Raw genomic sequence first — 18,016 nt, forward strand, 5'->3', positions numbered from 1 at the left:
GAAGGAATCGTCCCCTATCAAACGCCTCGGAGCGTCCGGGGAAAGGCGGCACATACCCGCAGCGCCGCGAGCCTATCCCCTATCGGGGGCCGGGCCCGCGGCCTCAGCCGCGTCGCGGCGGAACCGAGACCGGGACCGGCGGTGCCGCGCCGAGCAGGCTCATGGTCCGGGGGGCGATGGCGGGCGCCGGGGGCTCGTTGTGGGCGGGGTCGGGCGTCTTGGCCTTGAAGGCCGCGACGAGGCCGCGCGCCGCGGCGAGATCCTTCGGCTCGAGTTTGGCGGCGACGTCGTCGCGCTTCTTGGCAGCGTCGGCATCGCCCTGCGCGCCCGCGGCCGAGAACCACAGGTAGGATTGCCCGAGGTCCTGCTGCACGCCGAGGCCCCGGGCGTAGAGCACCGCGAGGTTGTACTGGCTGTCGCGCAGGCCGTACTCCGCCGCACGCCGGAACCACTGCGCGGCCGTGGCGTAGTCGGGCTTGCCCGACGCCGTGGGATTCTCGGCGTGGATCACCGCGAGGTTGTGCATGGCGCGGGCGTTGCCCTGGTCGGCCGCGCGTCCGTACCACAGCTTGGCCTGGGCCAGATCGCGGGGCGCGCCGAGGCCCTTCTCGTGCAGGCCGCCGAGCTTGTACTGGGCCGGCGCGTAACCGGCCTGGGCGAGCTTGTCGTAGAGCTTGCGCGACAGGGACAGGTCCCGCGTCACCCCGCGCCCGTCGGAAAACCGGGCGGCAAGGTCGTAGATGGCCGCGCCATCCCCGTCCAGGGCCGCCTGACGGAGGGGGGCGAGGGTCTCGGGGATCGCGGCGAGGTCCGCCGACAGGGCGGCCATCTCGGAAACCTGCGGCATCCCTCGGGTGGCGCCGGCCTTCGCAGTCTCGGATTTCGGGGTCTCGGCTTTCGGAGTCTCGAGCTTGCCGGCCACGGGTTTCGCGGCCTCGTCCCGGATGACGGCCGGATCGGCGAGGGCCTGGGTCGTGACCGGATCGGGCACGGCCGCCGGCTGGGGGCTCTCCGGCACGGCCACCGCTGCGGTCTCCTGGACCGGACGGTTCGTTCCGATGGCCTGGAGGGCGCCGAGCGCCAGGATGATGGCGGCGAGCCCGAGGAGCAGGGGCTTGCGCCGGCGGTCGATCTCCCTGCGCAGGCGGGCGAGCGGACCCGGTGCCGGGGCCTCGTCGCCGACGGCCGCTGCGGCGGGACGACGCTCGCTCAGGTTCGTCCCGCTGCCGTTGGCCTCGGCCTGCGCCACCTGGGCCGCACGCCGGGCGGCGGCGATGAAGCTGGTCTTGATGTCGCCATCGGAGACGACGGGTGCCTGCGGGTCCGCGTCGTCGCGAAGCGGCTCCCGGCCGGGCCGCCGTGTGCCGGGCTCCAGGGGAAGGTCGCCGAGGACGGCGTCGGGGCGCGGCCGCTCGACCTGCGGGTCGGCGCGACGGGCGGCGCCCCTGGCAGCCGGATTGATCGCAGTCTTGGGGATCGTGGGCTTGGGGATCGTGGGCTTGGGGATCGCGGGCTTGGGCATCGCGGCAGCGGCGTCGGCCGGCGGTATCGCGGCGGTGGCGAGCACCCGTTCCGTCGCCGCGCGCATCTCGAGGGGGCCGTTTGCGGTCTCCGTCGGGACGAACCGTCCGGCGAGGCGCTCGAGGACCGTATGGACGCCGGTCAGGGTCGATTGCAGGCGCTTCTCGGACGCCGCCTGCTGGTCGCGCAGGTCGGCGAGGCCGGCCTGGAGTCGGTCGAGGTCGCCGCCGCCGACGGTCTCGGCCATGGCGTGGCGGGCCGCCCGCTCGGACAGCGGCGCCTCCTCGCGCAGGGCGGAGACCTGGGCGAGGAGATCGCCCATGGTCCGCTCCAGCCCGACGAGGGCCGGATCTGAGTCGCGGGTATCGATGCGGGCGGCGAGCGCCAGGACCTGATGCTCAAGGGCGTCGAGCCCCTCGGCCGAGACGGTGTCGGAGGTCCCCATCCGGTCGACCTTGACCGAGAGGTCGTGCAGCATGCCGTGGATGGCGGCGAGATCGCCGTCCGGCACCACCGGCCGGCGCAGGCTCGCGCCGAGGCCTTCCAGGCGCTCGATGAGATCGCCCACGGGATTGATGTGGACGCGGTCCACCTTCTCGGACAGGGCGTCGATTCGATGGATGATGGCGGCCGAATCGGGGGCTTCGGTGACGACGGAAACGTCGCGCAGGGCGTCGAGCTTGGCCGCCATGGCGTCGATCCGGGCCTCGAGGCCGCCCTGGGCGGGGCGTTCCAGGCCAGCCCGGATTTCCTCCAGCAGGGGACGCAGGGAGGCCACGTTCGCCTGGGCGCCGGCCTCGGTCCGGAGGCGCGCGATCTCGGCGCTGATGGCCGCGACGCCGGAGGTCAGGACCTCGATGCGCTCGGGCGCCGCCAGTCCGGCGATGGCACCGCGGATCTCCTGCAATTCGCGAAACAAGCCGTCGAGGGCTTCGCGGTCGGCGAAGGCTTCGGGACCGCTGCGCAGCACCGTATCGACCCGCGCACCGAGGCTTTCCAGGTCGGCGGCGAGGCGGGTCTGGACCTCCCGGGCCGTGTCGCCGCACAGGCGATCGACCTCGGCGCGGATGCGATCGAGGGGGCCGGTCACGGCCGAGAGATCGGCCTGGGCCGGAGACCCCTCGACGCCCGTGGCGAGGGCGTGCATCGCCGCCTCCAGGGCGCCGACCTCGCGGCCGGTGGCCAGACCGTCGAGGGAGGCGCGCAGGCGGATGGTTTCGCTGCGCAGGTCGCCGATGACCGTGGCGGCGGGTGCCGGGTGCGCGTCGAGCTCGCGCTGCCGCTGGCGGATCTCGCTCACGGCGTCCCGGACTTCGACGGCCGCCGAGCGGCCCCGGCGCCCGATGGGCCGGGGCGCCGTGATCTGCTCGCCGAGTTCGGCCATCCGCCGCTCGAGTTCGGCGAGGGTGCGGGCGGCCGCAGCCTGTGCGGCCGTGTGCTCCCCGGCGATCCGCTCGTCGATGGCATCCAGGCGCTGCATCATCCGCGCGAGGGCCTGCGCCATCGGGTCCGGCATCGCCGGCACGGGTGCGGCCGGGACCGGCGCGAGGGCGGGTTCGGCGGCCGGACGGGCGTCCCCGGCCACGAAAGCCGGCGCCGCATCGGGCAGCTTCGGCTGCGCCGGGGCCTTCCCCGCCTTGGCTGAGTTCTCCTTGGGGGGATTTTCCTTGGGGAGATTTTCCTTGGGGAGATTTTCCTTGGGGGGATTTTCGCGCGGCGCGGTCGACGACGGCTTGCGGGGCGGGGCAGATTGGGACTTGCGGGGCGGGTCGGCGACCTCGTCCGGGGTGACGATGGAGGCGATCCAGGTCTCCACGGGAACGCCGGCCCGTCGCGCCACGTCGCGCGCCGCATCGAGGATGTCCGGATCGAAGCCGTCGAGGTCGATGGGGGCGGAGCGGGTCATCGTCAAACCTGATGGGGCGAGGTCCGGTCTCGATGCGCGGCGCCGAACCCTAGCAGACGACGGCTCGGGTCGATGTCGGATCGTCTCACCCGACCTTTAACTTTCTTGGTAAAGAGCTGGTTAATCGCGCCGAGATTCCGAGTCTCCGTCGTGCCGCCCAAGGTATCGGGTTTCACGCCGAGGCCCCTTTTCGCTCCGCCCGAGATGGTTTAGATATGAACCATCCAGGGAGCGGCGCCGTGATCCGGGCAGGACCACGAGGGTCGCCCGGCCGTGGGAAGGACGCTGAGAAATGCCGAGCTACAAGGCGCCGGTCGAGGACGTTCTGTTTCTCCTGAACGACGTGCTCGGGTTCCAACGCTACAGCAATCTCCGGGGCTTCGCCGACGCGTCGCCGGACGTGGTCGAGGCCGTGCTGACCGAGGGCGCCAAGCTCGCCGAGGAGGTGCTGGCGCCCCTCAACGCCATCGGGGACCGCGAGGGCTGCACCCGGGCGGCCGACGGCAGCGTCGCCACGCCGAAGGGCTTCAAGGCCGGCTACGACACCTACGCCCGGGGCGGCTGGATGGGCCTGTCGGTGCCTGAGGCGTTCGGAGGCCAGGGCCTGCCCCACACCCTCAACACGGCGATCTCCGAGTTCGTCTCGGGCGCCAACCTGGCCCTCGGCATGTATCCGGGCCTGACCCAGGGCGCCATGGCGGCGCTCCTCGTCCACGGCTCGGACGAACAGAAAGCCACCTACCTGCCGAAGATGGTGGAGGGCGCCTGGACCGGCACCATGAACCTCACCGAACCGCATTGCGGCACGGATCTCGGCCTGCTCAAGACCAGGGCGGCGCCCAACGGCGACGGCTCGTACAGCCTCACCGGCACCAAGATCTTCATCTCGGCCGGCGAGCACGACCTCTCCGAGAACATCGTCCACCTCGTCATCGCCCGCATCGACGGGGCTCCGGCCGGCACCAAGGGCATCTCGCTGTTCGTGGTGCCGAAGTTCCTGGTGAATGCGGACGGGTCGGTGGGGGCGCGCAACGGGGTGTCCTGCGGCTCCCTCGAGCACAAGATGGGCATCCACGGCAATTCCACCTGCGTCATGAACTACGACGGCGCCACGGGCTGGCTCGTGGGCCAGGAGAATCGCGGCCTCGCCGCCATGTTCGTGATGATGAACGAAGCCCGCCTCGCGGTGGGCGTCCAGGGCCTCGGCCAGTCCGAGGTCGCCTACCAGAACGCCGTGGCCTACGCGCGTGACCGGCTCCAGGGCCGGTCGCTCACCGGCGCCAAGGCCCCCGACAAGGTCGCCGATCCGATCATCGTCCACCCCGACGTGCGCCGCACCCTCATGGGCATCCGCGCCTTCAACGAGGCCGGACGCGCCCTGGTGCTGTGGACGGCGCTTCAGGCCGATATCGGCCACCGGTCCGAGGATGCGGCCGAGCGGCAGCGCGCCGAGGACCACATGGGTCTGATGACCCCGGTGGTGAAGGGGGTGCTCACCGACCGCGGCTTCGCCCACGCCGTCGAGGCCCAGCAGCTCTTCGGCGGCCACGGCTACATCGAGGAATGGGGCATGTCGCAGTTCGTGCGCGATGCCCGCATCGCCATGATCTACGAGGGCGCCAACGGCATCCAGGCCATGGACCTCATCGGCCGCAAGCTGCCGAAGGACGGCGGCCGCGCGATGATGGGCTTCCTCGCCGAGGTCCAGACCTTCTTGAAGGATCACGGCGAGGACGAGGGGATGAAACCCTTTGTGGCACCGCTCCAGGCCGGGCTGAACGACCTGCAGGGCGCAACGATGTGGTTCATGCAGAACGCCTTCTCGAAGCCCGACAATGCGGGCGCGGGGGCCACGGACTACATGCACCTCCTCGGCCTCGTCGCCATGGGCTACATGTGGGCGCGCATCGCCAGGGCGGCGCTGGCCAAGCAGGCTGAGGCCGCCTCCGACCGGATGGCCGACAAGCTCGTCGTCGGCCGGTTCTACATGGAGCGGCTGCTGCCCGAGACCGCCCTGCGCCTGGTGCGGATCAAGGCCGGGTCGGAGACGACCATGGCGTTGAGCGCGGAGGCGTTTTAGACCGGACGCCGCCAGGGGCCGAGCGCGCGCGGAGCTCCCCTCCCCCGGGGGAGCCGCGCCGGATCGGCCAGGCATGGGATCGTATGGACGGACCCGCACGGGGTTCGTGTCGTTCTGCCGCCCGGCCTTCCGCGAAGGCCTGGGAATCCGGAGAAGTGAAATGCCCGAGGCCTACATCTACGATCACGTCCGCACCCCGCGCGGCCGCGGCAAGCCCGACGGGTCGCTGCACGAGGTGACGGCCCTGCGCCTCGCCGAAGTGGCGCTCCGCGCCCTCAAGGACCGCAACGGCCTCGACACCAGGCGGGTCGACGACGTGATCCTCGGCTGCGTCGATCCCGTCGGCGAGGCCGGCGGCGACATCGCCCGCGCCGCCGCCCTGGTGGCCGATTACGGCACCCATGTTCCGGGCGTGCAGATCAACCGCTTCTGCGCCTCGGGTCTCGACGCGGTGAACTTCGCCGCCGCCCAGGTCATGGCCGGCCAGCACGACATGACCATCGGGGGCGGCGTCGAATCCATGAGCCGCGTCGGCCTCGGCGCCTCGGGCGGAGCCTGGCCCGTGGACCCGGCCATCGCCATCAAGTCGTGGTTCATGCCCCAAGGCGTCTCGGCCGACCTCATCGCCACGAAGTACGGGTTCTCCCGCGCCGATTGCGACGCCTACGCCGTCGAATCGCAGAAGCGCTCCGCCGCCGCCTGGGCCGAGGGCCGGTTCGGCGGTGCGGTGGTACCCGTGCGCGACATCAACGGGATCACCTTGCTCGCCACCGACGAGCACATGCGGCCCGCGACCGACATGCAGTCCCTCGGCCAGCTCAAGGCCTCGTTCGTCCAGATGGGCCAGATGGGCGGCTTCGATGCCGTCGCCATCGACGCCCACCCGGATGTCGAGGCGGTGGACCACGTCCACCATGCCGGCAACTCGTCGGGCATCGTCGACGGCGCCGCCGCCGTGCTCATCGGTTCGCGGGAGGCCGGCAGCGCCGCCGGGCTCAAGCCCCGCGCCCGCATCCGCGCCTTCGCCAACATCGGATCGGACCCGGCCCTGATGCTCACGGGCCCCGTCGACGTCACCCGCAAGGTGCTGGCGCGCTCGGGGCTCAGCCTGTCGGACATCGACCTGTTCGAGGTCAACGAGGCCTTCGCCGCCGTGGTCCTGCGCTTCCAGCAGGCGTTCGACCTCGATCCGGCCCGGGTCAACGTCTGCGGCGGCGCCATCGCCATGGGCCATCCGCTGGGCGCCACCGGGGCGATGATCCTCGGCACCGTCCTCGACGAGCTGGAGCGCACCGGCAAGGAGCGCGCCCTCGTCACCCTCTGCATCGGCGCGGGCATGGGCACGGCGACGATCGTCGAGCGGGTCTGAGGCCGCGGCCACGGGGCGACAAACCCTTCGAAACACTGGTAGACGGCGGCGCCCGTCGCGTTTTTCGCGATGACGCCCAGCCGAGAAGAATCGGGAGAAACGCCACCATGACGCGCCTGCTCGCCACCCTGTGCCTGACCACCGCCCTGTGCCTGCCGCTCACGGCCCGCGCGGACGACGCCTCCGACCGTGTCGGCGTCGCGAAGGACCTGGTGCAGAAGACCCTGATCAAGAACCTGGAGACCGGCTTCACCGGCGCGTTGGAGAAGACCGTCGCGTCGATGCCCGAGGACAAGGCCGACGCCGTGCGCAAGGAGGTGCGGGCCGAGTTCGACAAGCAGCGCGAGGTGATGATTGACGGCCTGTCGAAGGCCTACGCGGAAAAGTTCACCCTCGACGAGCTGAAGCACCTCAGCGGCATCTACGATGACAAGACCTATCAGAAGTTCCAGGCGGTCAATGCCGACCCGGCCTCCAGCGTCACGGCGATCTCGCAGGCGTCGGTGACGAAGCTCCTGAACATGCTCGCCATCGCCCAAGCCGGCGACAGCAAGGCCGGCGAAGGCAAGGCCGGCGCGCCGCCGCTGCCGATGCCGGCGCGCTAGGACGCGTCCGCCCCGTGCCGGCCTCGCCCATGATCGAGACCCGCTGCCGCGCGCGCGATTCGGATCGGGCCTTTCCGATCCGAGCCGTCGGCCTAGGCGACCAAGGTCTGGGCGAACACGGCCGGCGCTGGGAAGCCGGCCACGGCCGGGAGCTGTTCGAGGTGGGGCCGCGCAAAGTAGTAGCCCTGAAACAGGGTTGCGCCGAGGTTACGCAGGGTCGCCAGTTCTTCCTGCGTCTCGATCCCCTCGGCGATCACCGCGAGGCCGAGGCCCCGCGCGATCCCGATGAGGCCCCCGACGATGGTCTGCCGGCGCTGGTCGCTGTCGATGCCGCGCAGCAGGTCCATGTCGATCTTGATGAGGTCCGGCTGGAAATTCGCCAGCAGGCTCAGGCCGGCGAAGCCCGCGCCGAAATCGTCGAGGGCCGTGAGGAAGCCCTGCTTGCGATATTCGGCGACGATACGGGTGACGTGCGCCGTATCGCGGAACTTCTCGTTCTCGGTGAACTCGAACATGATGCGGTCGTGGGCGAAGCCGGCCCGGCGTGCGGCCTCCAGGGACGAACGGATGCAGGCCGCGGGCTCGTAGACCGCGTTCGGCATGAAGTTGATGGACAGCTTGGTCTGATCGCCCGTCGGGAACAGGCGTCCGGCCAGCTCGATCGCCTTGACCCGTGCGGCCTGATCGAAGCGGTAGACCGTCTCGGGGGTCACGCGGTCGAGGATGGAGCCGGCGGATTCGCCGCCCGTGCCGCGGACCAGGGCCTCGTAGCCCCAGACGCGCTCCGTCACGATGTCGAGGATCGGCTGGAATGCCATGGTGAAAGTAAAGTCGAGTTCGACGCCATCGCGGCAACCCTGGCAGCCGATCCGTCCCGTCATCGTCATCCCTTGAACGTTTGCTTGGGGGCCCGTCTCTCCCCGATGCACCCGTAAGTTTTGATTTTGGCTTAAGGCATCCGGCCCGAGGCCGCCCCGAACCCGAGGATCAGCCATGGATCTCACCAATTTCCGCTTCGAGACCGATGCCGACGGTATTGCGCTGGCGACCTGGGACATGCCTGGCCGGTCCATGAACGTCTTCACCAACGCGGTGATGGACGACCTGCACGCCGTCATCGACGCAGTGGTGGCCGATCCCGCCATCAAGGGCTGCGTCGTGACGTCGGGCAAGGACAACTTCTCGGGCGGTGCCGACCTCACCATGCTCCAGGGCCTCGGCCGCGCCTTCGAGGCGCTGAGGGCCGAGCGCGGCGAGGAGGAGGCCATGCGCCACTTCTTCGAGGAATCGCGAAAACTCACCCTGCTGTTTCGCAAGCTCGAAACCTGCGGCAAGCCGTTCGCCGCGGCCGTGAACGGCATCTGCCTCGGCGGCGCCTTCGAGCTCGCCCTCTCCTGTCACCACCGCGTCCTGTCCGACGACCCGAAGACCCGCGTCGGCCTGCCCGAGATCAAGGTCGGCCTGTTCCCGGGCGCCGGCGGCACCCAGCGCGTGCCCCGCCTGATGCAGACGGGCGATGCCCTGCAGATGCTGTTCAAGGGCGAGCAGATCCCGCCGCTCATGGCGAAGAATATGGGCCTCGTCCATGAGGTCGCGCCGAGGGACGAGATCGTCGCCAAGGCCAAGGCCTGGATTCTCGGCGGCGGCTCGGCCGTGGCACCGTGGGACGTGCCGAAGTTCAAGGCTCCCTCCGGCAAGGTCTATTCGCCCGCCGGCATGATAACCTGGCCGCCCGCCAACGCCATCTACCGTCGCGAGACCCACGACAATTACCCCGCCGCCAAGGCGATCCTGGGCGCGGTCTACGAGGGCCTGCAGCTCCCCATGGACCTCGCCCTCCGGGTCGAGAGCCGGTACTTCGCCAAGATCCTGCGCTCGACGGAGGCGGCGGCGATGATCCGCACCCTGTTCCTGTCCATGGGCGAGCTCAACAAGGGCGCGCGCCGGCCGAAGGACGTGCCACCGACCTCGGTCAAGCGCGTTGGCGTCGTCGGCGCCGGCTTCATGGGCGCGGGCGTCGCCTACGTCTCGGCCCAGGCCGGCCTCGACGTCGTGCTCGTCGACCAGTCCGTCGAGGCGGCCGAGAAGGGCAAGGCCTACGCCCACAAGCTGGTCACCGACCAGATCAACAAGGGCCGCGCCAAGACCGCCGACCGCGATGCCCTGCTCGCGCGCATCACCACGAGCGCCGACTACGCCGCCCTGTCCGCGTGCGACCTCGTCATCGAGGCGGTGTTCGAGGACCCGGCGGTGAAGGCCGAGGTCATCGGCAAGGTCGAGGCCGCCATTCGCCCGGACGCCATCTTCGCCTCCAACACCTCGACGCTGCCCATCACGGGCCTCGCCAAGACCTCGGGCCGGCCGGAGAATTTCGTCGGCATCCACTTCTTCTCCCCCGTGGAGAAGATGATGCTCGTCGAGATCATCAAGGGCGATCAGACCGGCGACACGGCGCTCGCCACCGCCCTCGACTTCGTCCGCGCCATCAAGAAGACCCCCATCGTCGTCAACGATGCGCGCGGGTTCTTCGCCAACCGCTGCGTCGGCGCCTACCTGCTCGAGGGCCACACCATGCTCAACGAGGGCATCCCGGCGGCGATGATCGAGAATGCCGGGCGCCAGGCCGGCATGCCGGTGGGGCCCCTGTCGCTCACCGACGAGGTCGCGGTCGACCTTGCCCTAAAGATCGTCAAGGCGACGGAGGCGCAGCTCGGAGCGCACGCCATCGATCCGGCGCAGAAGGCACTTCTCGTTCGGTTGGTCGAGGGCGAAGGCCGGCTCGGGCGCAAGAACAAGCGCGGCTTCTACGACTATCCCGAGGGCGCGCCGAAGCGCCTGTGGCCCGGTCTGCAGGATCTGCAGGCGACCCGCGTCGATCCGGAGGACGTGGATTTTTCGGAGCTGAAGCAGCGCCTGCTGGTGGTCCAGGCCCTGGAGGCGGCCCGCACCGTGGGCGAGGGCGTCGTCACCGATCCGCGCGAGGCCGATGTCGGCTCGATCCTCGGCTTCGGCTTCGCCCCGTTCACGGGCGGCGCCCTGTCCTACATCGACTTCATGGGCGCCAAGGCCTTCGTCGCCCTGGCCCAGGGGCTGGAGGCCAAGCACGGACCGCGCTTCGCCGTGCCGCGCACGCTCCTCGCCATGGCCGAGCGGGGTGGGACGTTCTACGGCGACGCCGCCGCGCGCAAGGCGGCCTGAAAACGCCGAAGGGCGCGCATGGAGATGCGTGCCCTTCCATGCAGGTTCCGGCGGACGACCGGCGTCACACCTCGATGGACGCTCCGCGACGAAGATGCTCGTCGAGGCGCGGCATGATCTCGACGAAGTTGCAGGGGCGGTGCCGATAGTCGAGCTGGGCGGCCAGGATGCCGTCCCAGGCATCGCGGCAGGCGCCCGGCGAGCCCGGCAGGACGAAGACGTAGGTGGCGTTCACCACCCCGGCCGTCGCCCGGGACTGCAGCGTCGAGGTGCCGATCTTGTCGTAGGAAATCCGGTGGAACACCGCCGAGAACCCATCCATCCGCTTGTCGAACAGCGGCTCGATGGCCTCCGGCGTCACGTCCCGGCCGGTGAAGCCCGTACCGCCCGTGGTGAGGACCACGTCCACGGCCGGATCGCGCGACCACGCTTCCACCTGCCCCCTGATCTGGTCGACCTCGTCCGGCACCACGGCACGGGCGGCGAGCGTATGCCCGGCGGCCGTGAGGCGATCCCGCAGGGTGTCGCCGGAGCGATCCTCGTCGAGGGAGCGGGTGTCCGACACCGTCAGCACCGCGATGGCGAGGGGGACGAAGCTGCGGGTCTTGTCGGATGCGACCATGGCGTTCGGACCCTTACGGTGACGCGGTTCAGTTTCCGGCGGCGCGGAACGTGTCGCAGGACTTGGTCTGGCCGCTCTTGTAGCCGGTCATGAACCAACGCTGGCGCTGGGCCGACGAGCCGTGGGTGAACGAATCCGGCACGGCGTAGCCCTGCGACTGTTTCTGGAGCTTGTCGTCGCCGATGGCGCTGGCGGCGTTCATGGCTTCCTCGATGTCGCCGGGCTCGAGGGAATTGTACTTGTCGTTGGAGTTCTTGGCCCAGACGCCGGCGAGGCAATCGGCCATGAGCTCGACGCGCACGGAGAGCTGGTTCGATTCGACCTTGCTCGACGCGGCCTGCTGCCGGCCCTGGACCTTGCCCAGAATGCCGAGTTCGTCCTGCACGTGGTGGCCGACCTCGTGGGCGATGACGTAGGCGTAGGCGAAGTCACCCTTCACCCCGAACTTCTGCTCCATCTCCTTGAAGAACGACGTGTCGAGATAGACCTTCTTGTCGAGGGGGCAGTAGAACGGCCCCATGGCGGCCTGGGCCGAACCGCAGCCGCTGCGGGTTCCGCCGGTGTAGAGCACCATGCCGGTCGGGCGGTATTGCTTGCCGGTCTGATTGGGAAGGATCTCCTTCCAGACGTCCTCGGTGTTGCCCAGGATGGCGGCGGCGAACCGCCCGCTCTCGTCCGTCGGCTTGGTCCTGCGCTGGGCCTGCGTCTGCGGATCGGCCTGCTCCTGGCGCGGCCGTCCGCCGCCCGTCATCTGCTCGGCGCCGCCGATGAGGATCGCCGGGTTGATGCCCGTGACCCAGCCGATGATGCACAGGACGACGATGGCGCCGATGCCGAGACCGCCGGCACCGCCGCCCGGAAACCCGCCACCACCGCCACCGCCCTCACCGCGGCGATCCTCGACGTTGTCGGAACTGCGGAAATCTTCCCAGCGCATGTGCTCGTCACCACTCGTCCCGGAACGCGGACCGACGCAATCGGTCCGAAGTAATCTCCGCGCGCGTCGTACGGTTCCGCTTGGCCGTTCCCTACCGGCCTCAGGCCTTGCCGTCGAGGGCGGCCCGGAGCGTGCGGAAGTCCCGCCAGGCGAGGCGCTTCTGCAGGGGCTGGCGCAGGAGATAGGCCGGATGCAGGGTCGCGAGCGCCCGGATCTCGCGGTCCCCCACCCGGTAGGGGTAGAACCGGCCGCGCGCCTTGAGGATGCCGTCCTTGGTGCCGGTGATCGCCTGCGTCGACGGGCTGCCGAGGCAGACGATGAGGTCGGGCGCCGCGAGCTCGATCTGCCGTTCGATGAACGGCTTGCAGATCGCGACCTCCTGGGGCGTCGGGTTGCGGTTTCCCGGCGGGCGCCAGGGGACGATGTTGGTGACGTAGGCGCTGGTGCGGTCGAGGCCGATGGCCGCCATCATCCGGTCGAGGAGCTTGCCCGAGCGGCCCATGAACGGCTTGCCGATCCGGTCCTCGTCGGCACCCGGGGCCTCGCCGATGAACATGAGCTTCGCCGCCGGGTTGCCGTCGGCGAAGACGAGGTTCTTCGCCGTGAACTTGAGGGGGCAGCCGTCGAAGCCGGCGAGCAGGGCTTCCAGCTCGTCCAGGGAGTTCACGTCCTTGGCCCGCGCCCGCGCGTCGCCGGCGGCCTCGCCCGGCCGGGCGGCCACCGACGCGCCGTAGGTCCGGGCCGGGGCCGGGGTTTCCCCGCGCGGCGGCAATTCACGGCGGGGTGGCGGTGCGGCGATCTCCGGCTCCGGCAGAGGCGCTGCCGGACGCGCCGGCGCATCCGCCTCCGAAAAACGGTCGTGGGGATGCTCGTCGAGCATGAGGTCGACCCCCGCCGCGACATGGAAGTCGAGGGCGGCGATGAGGTCGCGCCGGCTGTCGTCACTCGCAGTCATGGAACCAGATGTGGCGCGTTCGCCGCCTGTGGACAACGGGGTCGCGTCGTTCCACTCGACGGATCGCGCCCTTTCGTGCGGCGCGACTCTTCATCACGACGGCCGTCATGGAACGGAGGCCGCTTGCGTTCCTATCTTGGAATCGGTTGAGAGTGATCCGAAGCAATTCACGGACCCCGCCCCGCGGCGGGCGTGACAGGAGGATGACGGAATGGCGCTGCCCGAACGCGAGGGGATGGATTTCGACGTGGTGATCGTCGGCGCCGGGCCGGCCGGCCTCGCCGCCGCCATCCGCCTCAAGCAGCTGTCCTCTGACGTCAGCATCGTCGTGGTCGAGAAGGGGTCCGAGGTCGGCGCCCATATCCTGTCGGGCGCCGTCATCGACCCGGCCGGCCTCGACGACCTCGTGCCCGAATGGCGAACCGACCCCGACCGTCCCCTCAAGACGGCGGTGGAGCGCGACGAGTTCATGTTCCTCACCAAGAACAGCGGCGTGACCATGCCGAACCTGTTCTTCCCGAAATTCATGTCGAACCACGGCAATTTCGTCGGCTCGCTCTCGAACGTCACCAAGTACCTCGGCGCCCGGGCCGAGGCCCTCGGCGTCGAGATCTATCCGGGCTTCCCGGCCGCGGAGGTGCTCTACGACGATCGCGGCGTCGTGGTGGGCATCGCCACGGGCGACCTCGGCATCGGCCGCTTGGGCGAGCCGCGCGACGACTACACCCGCGGCATGGAATTGCGGGGCAAGTACACGATCTTCGGCGAGGGCGCGCGCGGCTCACTCACGAAGACCCTCATCGACCGGTTCAAACTCAACGCAAACAGCGACCACCAGAAATACGGCCTCGGCGTCAAGGAAATCTGGCAGCTCAGCCCCGACAAGTTCCAGGCCGGCCTCGTCCAGCACACCATGGGCTGGCCCCTACCGAACAAGGCCGGCGGCGGCTCGTGGCTGTACCATTTCGACGACCATCTGCTCTCGGTGGGGTTCGTCACGCACCTGAACTACGAGAACCCGACCCTGTCGCCGTTCGAGGAGTTCCAGCGCTTCAAGACCCACCCGATGATCCGGGAGACCTTCGAGGGCGCCAAGCGCATCGGCTACGGTGCCCGCGCCATCATGGAGGGCGGCTGGCAGTCGGTGCCGAAGCTCGTCTTCCCCGGCGGCTGCCTCGTCGGCGATTCCGCCGGCTTCGTGAACGTGCCGCGCATCAAGGGGTCGCACAACGCGGTGCTCTCGGGGATGCAGGCGGCGCAGGCCATCGCGCAGGCCCTGGAATCCGGCCGCCAGGGCGACGAGCTGACGGCCTACGAGAACGGCTGGCGCGACAGCGCCATCGGCCAGGACCTCAAGCGCGTCCGCAACGTCAAGCCGCTGTGGTCGAAGTACGGCACCCTCGTGGGCGTCGGCCTCGGTGGGGCCGACATGTGGGCCAACACCCTGCTCGGCACGTCGCTGTTCGGCACGCTCAAGCACGGCAAGCCCGACTACGCCTGCACCAAGCCCCTCGCCGAGGTGACGCCCATCGTCTACCCGAAGCCGGACGGCAAGCTGACCTTCGACCGTCTCTCGTCTGTGTACCTCTCGAACACCAACCACGAAGAGGACCAGCCGCCTCACCTCAACGTGAAGAACCTCGACCTGCAGAAGGCGTCCGAGCACGACGTCTACGGCGGCCCCTCGGCGCGCTACTGTCCGGCCGGCGTCTACGAATGGGTGGCGGACGCGACCCAGGGCGACGGCGTGCGCTACCAGATCAACGCGCAGAACTGCGTCCACTGCAAGACGTGCGATATCAAGGACCCGAACCAGAACATCAACTGGGTCACGCCGGAGGGGCCGGGCGGTCCGAACTACCCGAACATGTGATGGGGTCCGGGCGGGGGGTGGCGAGGCCTTGCGTCGCCGTCCTTACGCCTTGCGAGGAGGGCGGGAAGAGTTCAGTGTCCCGCCCGATCGAGCGTCGACCCCCGATCGGGTCGGTGCGCAGAAGCCCTGAACGGTGCCCATGAACGGAAACGCCGCGACCCGCCGAGCCCTGTCGGCCCTCGCTTTCTGCCTCGCGGCGACCCTGCCGTCCCAGGCGGCGCAGCCGCGGGAATCGACCCCGCTGCCCGAGTTCGAGCCCGCCGAATCCCTGGAGGGCAACTTCCTCGCGGCCTACATCGCCGGGGCCTCGAAGGACACGGCCGCCGCCGCGAGCTTCTACCGCGAGGCGGTGAAGGCCGACCCGCGCAACGCCGAACTGCTCGAGCGCGCCTTCGTCTCCCTGCTGGCCGACGGCTCCCTGCCGGACGCGTTCCGCGCCGCCGAGCGCCTGACCACCCGCGACGGTGCCAATGGCCTGGCCCAGCTCGCCCTCGGTGTCCGCCAGATCAAGGCCGGCCAGTTCGCCCAGGCGCGCCAGAACTTCGCCCGCAGCGGCCGGGGCGCCGCCGCCGACCTCACCGCCACGCTGCTGACCGCCTGGACCTATGCCGGGTCCGGTGACGGCAAGCGCGCCCAGGAGACCATCAACAAGCTCAAGGGCGAGCGGACCTACAACACCTTCCGCGATTTCCACGCCGGCCTCATCGCCGCCCTCGTCGGGGACCAGGCCGAGGCCGAGCGCCGCCTCAAGGCGGCCTACGACGGCGACCGCAACACCCTGCGGGTCGTCGACGCCTATGCCCGGTTCGAGGCCCAGGCCGGCCGCACCGATCTGGCGATCCAGGCCTATACCGACTTCGACAAGCTGCTGCCGCGCCATCCCATCGTGCGCGACGCCCTGAACAAGCTCAAAGAGGGCAAGCCCCTCACCCGCCTCATCAACACGGCGCAGGAGGGCGCCGGCGAGGTGCTGTACGGCCTCGGTTCGGCCGGCTCGACGCAGGGCGACGAGCTGCCGGCGGTGGTCTACCTGCGCCTCGCCCTCTATCTCGCGCCCGAGCATGCCCTCGCCCGCCTGACGCTCGCCGACATCCTCGACCGGATGAAGCAGCCCGAGCGCGCCAACGAGGCCTACGCCCAGATCCCCGCGACCTCCCCCCTGCGCCTCAACGCGGACGTGCAGGTCGGCCTCAACCTCGAGCAGATGGGCAAGGGCGACGAGGCGATCCAGCACCTCGACGCGGCCATGAAGGCCCATCCCAACGACATCGACGTGATCACGGCGCTCGGCAACGTCCAGCGCTCGCGCAAGAAGTACGAGGAGGCGGCCGAGACCTACAGCCGCGCCATCGCCCTCATCGGCGACCAGCCGGCCTCGAACTACTGGACGACGTTCTACTTCCGCGGCACCGCCTACGAGCGCGCCAAGCAATGGGCCAAGGCCGAGGCCGACCTGAAGAAGGCCCTCGAACTGGTGCCGCCGTCGCAGCCCGGCGCACGTGCGCAGGTGCTGAACTACCTCGCCTATTCGTGGGTCGATCAGAACATCAACATCGACGAGGCCTTCACCATGCTCAAGCAGGCGGTGGATGCGAGTCCCCGCGACGGCATGATCATCGACAGCCTCGGCTGGGCCTATTTCCGCCTCGGGCGCTGGGAGGAAGCCATGCGCGAGTTGGAGAAGGCCATCGAGCTCAAGCCCGGCGATCCGACCATCAACGACCACCTCGGCGACGCCTACTGGCGCGCCGGGCGCCGCCTCGAAGGCAAGTTCCAGTGGCAGCACGCCAAGGATCTGAACCCCGAGCCGGAGGAGCTGGAGAAGATCAACGCCAAGCTCAAGGACGGCCTGCCCGAGCTCGACAAGCCGGCCGCCACCGCCGAGAATCCGCCCGACGCCAAAGCCAACCCGGAATTGCCGAAGGGCGCCCCGGCCCCGAGCGAGCCCCCGGGCGCCGCCGACAAGAAGAGCGGCGGCTGATCCGCTCGGCCCGGGCTTGACGCGGGCGGGGAAGCGGGGCCAGACCGGCGCCCCGATCCCCCAAGAACCGCCGAGAGCCCGTGCCAATCCTCGTCACCCGCGCTCCGGCGAAGATCAACCTGACCCTCCACGTCCTCGGCCGCCGCGCCGGGGACGGCTACCACGAGCTCGAAAGCCTCGTGGCGTTCACGGGCGCCGGCGACACCCTGTCGCTCACGCCGGGTGCGGATCTCGCCCTGACGGTGTCGGGTCCGACGGCCGGTCCCGCCGGGCCCCTCGACGACAATCTGGTGATCCGGGCCGCTCGCCACCTCGCCGCGCGCCGTCCGGGCCTGCGCCTCGGCGCGTTCCACCTCGTCAAGCGCCTGCCCGTGGCGGCGGGTATCGGGGGCGGCTCGTCCGACGCCGCCGCCGCCCTACGGCTGCTCGGCCGGAGCAACGGGCTCGATCCGGCCGACCCCGTTTTGCTGGAAGCCGCGCGTACCACGGGCGCCGACGTGCCCGTCTGCCTCAATCCCCGGGCCCGGATGATGCGGGGCGCCGGCGAGACCCTGGGCCCTGTCCTCGACATGGCCCCCCTCCCCGCCGTGCTGATCAATCCCGGCGTCCCCGTCGAGACCGCGCCGGTGTTCCGGGCGCTGGGGCTGGCGGCCGGTCAACGCCATCACCCGGAGCCGCATCCCGCGATTCCCGACGGTGCCGATGGCGCGGCGGTGCTGTCGCTCATCCGCCCGGCGCGCAATGATCTCGAAGCGCCGGCCCGCGGCCTCGCGCCGGTCATCGACGCGACGCTCCGGGCGCTCGCGGCACAGGCCGGATGCCGGCTCGCGCGGATGTCGGGTTCGGGCGCGACGGTGTTCGGCCTGTTCGCCGATCGCCGGAGTGCGGTGCTCGCGGCCCGTCACATCCGGGCGGACCATCCGGGCTGGTGGGTGAAGCCTACCTTACTGCGCTAGCGCACCGGTCCCG

General features: G+C 70.2%; 12 protein-coding genes. 7 read left to right on the plus strand and 5 right to left on the minus strand.

What is annotated here, in order from left to right:
- Positions 1 to 103 precede the first annotated feature (103 nt).
- The gene (locus ASF28_RS14235) at positions 104 to 3,427 is read right to left on the minus strand and encodes an SEL1-like repeat protein (RefSeq protein ID WP_056093641.1); all 3,324 of its coding nucleotides are present in this window, start codon (positions 3,425 to 3,427) and stop codon (positions 104 to 106) included.
- 292 nt (positions 3,428 to 3,719) lie between these two features.
- On the opposite strand from ASF28_RS14235, the gene ASF28_RS14240 reads away from it, so the two are divergent.
- From ASF28_RS14240 to ASF28_RS14250, 3 genes are all read left to right on the plus strand, one after another.
- Positions 3,720 to 5,507, plus strand: coding sequence for an acyl-CoA dehydrogenase C-terminal domain-containing protein (locus tag ASF28_RS14240; RefSeq protein ID WP_056093644.1), 1,788 nt, complete (start codon positions 3,720 to 3,722; stop codon positions 5,505 to 5,507).
- A 160-nt stretch (positions 5,508 to 5,667) separates the two neighbouring features.
- A complete protein-coding gene (locus ASF28_RS14245; protein WP_056093646.1) occupies positions 5,668 to 6,876 on the plus strand; it encodes an acetyl-CoA C-acetyltransferase in 1,209 nt (402 codons plus the stop codon).
- 107 nt (positions 6,877 to 6,983) lie between these two features.
- Positions 6,984 to 7,481, plus strand: a complete 498-nt coding sequence (locus ASF28_RS14250; RefSeq protein ID WP_056093649.1) for a hypothetical protein — start codon at positions 6,984 to 6,986, stop codon at positions 7,479 to 7,481.
- 92 nt (positions 7,482 to 7,573) lie between these two features.
- On the opposite strand, the gene ASF28_RS14255 is transcribed toward ASF28_RS14250, so the two are convergent.
- The gene (locus tag ASF28_RS14255) at positions 7,574 to 8,362 is read right to left on the minus strand and encodes an EAL domain-containing protein (RefSeq protein WP_082476586.1); all 789 of its coding nucleotides are present in this window, start codon (positions 8,360 to 8,362) and stop codon (positions 7,574 to 7,576) included.
- A gap of 112 nt (positions 8,363 to 8,474) precedes the next feature.
- Between ASF28_RS14255 and ASF28_RS14260 the strand changes: the two genes are divergently transcribed.
- Positions 8,475 to 10,679 carry a 3-hydroxyacyl-CoA dehydrogenase NAD-binding domain-containing protein gene (locus ASF28_RS14260; protein WP_056093655.1) on the plus strand — a complete coding sequence of 735 codons (2,205 nt, stop codon included), beginning with the start codon at positions 8,475 to 8,477 and terminating at the stop codon, positions 10,677 to 10,679.
- A 64-nt stretch (positions 10,680 to 10,743) separates the two neighbouring features.
- On the opposite strand, the gene moaB is transcribed toward ASF28_RS14260, so the two are convergent.
- From moaB to ASF28_RS14275, 3 genes are all read right to left on the minus strand, one after another.
- Positions 10,744 to 11,301, minus strand: a complete 558-nt coding sequence (gene moaB, locus ASF28_RS14265; RefSeq protein ID WP_056093657.1) for a molybdenum cofactor biosynthesis protein B — start codon at positions 11,299 to 11,301, stop codon at positions 10,744 to 10,746.
- Between the two features lie 28 nt (positions 11,302 to 11,329).
- The gene (gene ypfJ / locus ASF28_RS14270) at positions 11,330 to 12,238 is read right to left on the minus strand and encodes a KPN_02809 family neutral zinc metallopeptidase (RefSeq protein ID WP_056093660.1); all 909 of its coding nucleotides are present in this window, start codon (positions 12,236 to 12,238) and stop codon (positions 11,330 to 11,332) included.
- A gap of 100 nt (positions 12,239 to 12,338) precedes the next feature.
- Positions 12,339 to 13,193 carry a uracil-DNA glycosylase gene (locus tag ASF28_RS14275; protein WP_056093663.1) on the minus strand — a complete coding sequence of 285 codons (855 nt, stop codon included), beginning with the start codon at positions 13,191 to 13,193 and terminating at the stop codon, positions 12,339 to 12,341.
- A gap of 211 nt (positions 13,194 to 13,404) precedes the next feature.
- On the opposite strand from ASF28_RS14275, the gene ASF28_RS14280 reads away from it, so the two are divergent.
- The 3 genes from ASF28_RS14280 (at position 13,405) to ASF28_RS14290 (ending at position 18,003) form a co-directional block, all read left to right on the plus strand.
- Complete coding sequence (locus tag ASF28_RS14280; protein ID WP_056093667.1) at positions 13,405 to 15,066, plus strand: electron transfer flavoprotein-ubiquinone oxidoreductase; 1,662 nt, start codon at positions 13,405 to 13,407, stop codon at positions 15,064 to 15,066.
- 139 nt (positions 15,067 to 15,205) lie between these two features.
- Entirely contained in the window at positions 15,206 to 17,047 is a 1,842-nt protein-coding gene (locus ASF28_RS14285) for a tetratricopeptide repeat protein (protein ID WP_056093670.1), read from the plus strand.
- Between the two features lie 80 nt (positions 17,048 to 17,127).
- The gene (locus tag ASF28_RS14290) at positions 17,128 to 18,003 is read left to right on the plus strand and encodes a 4-(cytidine 5'-diphospho)-2-C-methyl-D-erythritol kinase (RefSeq protein ID WP_056093674.1); all 876 of its coding nucleotides are present in this window, start codon (positions 17,128 to 17,130) and stop codon (positions 18,001 to 18,003) included.
- The last annotated feature ends 13 nt before the right edge of the window (positions 18,004 to 18,016 follow it).

It is taken from the genome of Methylobacterium sp. Leaf99, assembly GCF_001422375.1.
Classification (GTDB): domain Bacteria; phylum Pseudomonadota; class Alphaproteobacteria; order Rhizobiales; family Beijerinckiaceae; genus Methylobacterium.

Bases quoted from the DNA above. Each gene is read 5' to 3' on its own strand.
- ASF28_RS14235 (WP_056093641.1), bottom strand. From the start codon at position 3,427: ATGACCCGCTCCGCCCCCATCGACCTCGACGGCTTCGATCCGGACATC.
- ASF28_RS14240 (WP_056093644.1), top strand. From the start codon at position 3,720: ATGCCGAGCTACAAGGCGCCGGTCGAGGACGTTCTGTTTCTCCTGAAC.
- ASF28_RS14245 (WP_056093646.1), top strand. From the start codon at position 5,668: ATGCCCGAGGCCTACATCTACGATCACGTCCGCACCCCGCGCGGCCGC.
- ASF28_RS14250 (WP_056093649.1), top strand. From the start codon at position 6,984: ATGACGCGCCTGCTCGCCACCCTGTGCCTGACCACCGCCCTGTGCCTG.
- ASF28_RS14255 (WP_082476586.1), bottom strand. From the start codon at position 8,362: ATGACGGGACGGATCGGCTGCCAGGGTTGCCGCGATGGCGTCGAACTC.
- ASF28_RS14260 (WP_056093655.1), top strand. From the start codon at position 8,475: ATGGATCTCACCAATTTCCGCTTCGAGACCGATGCCGACGGTATTGCG.
- moaB (WP_056093657.1), bottom strand. From the start codon at position 11,301: ATGGTCGCATCCGACAAGACCCGCAGCTTCGTCCCCCTCGCCATCGCG.
- ypfJ (WP_056093660.1), bottom strand. From the start codon at position 12,238: ATGCGCTGGGAAGATTTCCGCAGTTCCGACAACGTCGAGGATCGCCGC.
- ASF28_RS14275 (WP_056093663.1), bottom strand. From the start codon at position 13,193: ATGACTGCGAGTGACGACAGCCGGCGCGACCTCATCGCCGCCCTCGAC.
- ASF28_RS14280 (WP_056093667.1), top strand. From the start codon at position 13,405: ATGGCGCTGCCCGAACGCGAGGGGATGGATTTCGACGTGGTGATCGTC.
- ASF28_RS14285 (WP_056093670.1), top strand. From the start codon at position 15,206: ATGAACGGAAACGCCGCGACCCGCCGAGCCCTGTCGGCCCTCGCTTTC.